Here is a 1,729-nt window from a genome sequence, read left to right on the forward strand (position 1 = left end):
GCCAGGTGCCGCGGTCCAGGGTCGCGACGTCCACAGGGGCGGCTTGGGCGCCCAGGCAGATGAGCCAGGCTGACAGTAAAAGCGCAATTCGCACGAAGGGTCTCCCTTTCCAGAGTCGTCGGGCACTATAGCCGATCACATTGGATTGGTTGGTGTGCATATCCGTTGCTGCGGTAACGGCCGCTATTGGTTCCGCTCTTACAGCGGCTCACTTTTGAAAAGCGCAAAAGTAAGCAAAACGCTCTTGCCGGTATGACTCACCCACATGGGTTACAAATTAGTTCACGCACATAGGTAACAGTTTTTTAACTGGCAGGGTCGATTTCGCGAGGATCTGACCATGCCCTGGAAAGAGCTGAAACCTATGGACCTCAGAGTGAAGTTCATCGCCGACTATTTGGAGGACGAGCACAGCTTTAGCCAGCTGTGCCTGGACCATCAAATCAGTCGCAAGACTGGCTATAAATGGGTCGAGCGCTACAAAGCGGAGGGGCCCAGAGGCCTCGAAGAGCGAAGTCGCAGCCGCCACAATCAGACGTATGTGGTCCCTTTTGCTGTCCGGCAGGCAATTATTGAATTGCGTTCGACTGGAGAAACGGTTCCCGGCCCGAAGAAGATCCAGAACGACTTGATACGGCGTTTTCCTGGGCAGAACCCACCCTCAAAAACCACCATTTACAACATCCTCAAGGCCGCTGATTTGATCACGCCTCGGCAATTGCGCCCGCGTGTAGCTGTCTATCCCAAGCCTTTACGTAAGGCAGAAATCCCCAACCAGCTTTTCAGCGCTGATTACAAAGGGCAATTTCTGACAGGGGCAGGTGTGTGGTGTTATCCGTTGACGATAATGGATCACGCGAGTCGCTTTTTACTGGCCTGCGAGAGTATGGCCAGCACCAATTTCAAGGAAACCCAGCAAACCTTCGAGCGGGTTTTCCGCGAATATGGGCTGCCTGAGCGCATCCGTACCGACAACGGTGTGCCGTTTGCCAGCACGGGCCGTGCCGGGCTGTCGCAGCTATCGATCTGGTGGCTACGACTTGGGATCATTCCTGAGCGAATTGAACCGGGCCGCCCTGATCAGAACGGGCGCCACGAACGTATGCACAGGACGCTGAAAAGTACGTTACCCCAACCACCGGCGGTTGCGTGGGATGCTCAGCAGCGTCACTTTGATCGCTTCGTGCAGCACTATAATTACGAGCGTGGACACGAGGCTCTTGGGCAGAAAACGCCAGCCTCGTGTTACATGCCTTCAACACGAGTCTATCCGGAGCGGTTGCCGGAGATGGGCTATGCGAGTCATGTCGAGTGTTACCTGGCAGACAGTAGTGGGATCATCAATCGAGCAGGTCTAAGGATTTATGTTGGTAATTTGCTGAGCCATCAAACCATCGGAATGGAGATGATCAGTGATGGCATATGGAATGTGATCTTCGGTCCGGTGATCTTGGGCCGAGTAAACGCTAGGGATGCAAAAAACGGTTATGTTTCAATCAAAGTGTCACCTATGTGAAGGCACTTTTTTGTAACCCATGTGGTTGTCCCGTACATGCCCCACCACTCGGCACCTCGCCTAGGCTCGGTGTGCCCTCACTCCGGCTTTGGACCGTGGGCCGCCGCGATGGGCCATCCCTGGCCCAGCGCGGCTAACCCGGCGTCCTGCCGGGTTGCCCACGCTCCAAAGCCCGCGTTCGGCCAGCGGGGTTTCAAGGGGCGCCTAAGATCA

1 protein-coding gene is annotated in these 1,729 nt (G+C 55.4%); it reads left to right on the plus strand.

The window, feature by feature from the left end; translation table 11 throughout:
• Positions 1-340 precede the first annotated feature (340 nt).
• A complete protein-coding gene (locus ACZ4FV_RS52220) occupies positions 341-1,516 on the plus strand; it encodes an integrase core domain-containing protein (RefSeq protein WP_093206837.1) in 1,176 nt (391 codons plus the stop codon).
• Positions 1,517-1,729: the final 213 nt, after the last annotated feature.

Source organism: Embleya sp. NPDC025285 (assembly GCF_055558835.1).

Excerpts from the sequence above, each read along its gene's own strand:
- ACZ4FV_RS52220 (WP_093206837.1), top strand. The coding sequence starts at position 341 with ATGCCCTGGAAAGAGCTGAAACCTATGGACCTCAGAGTGAAGTTCATC.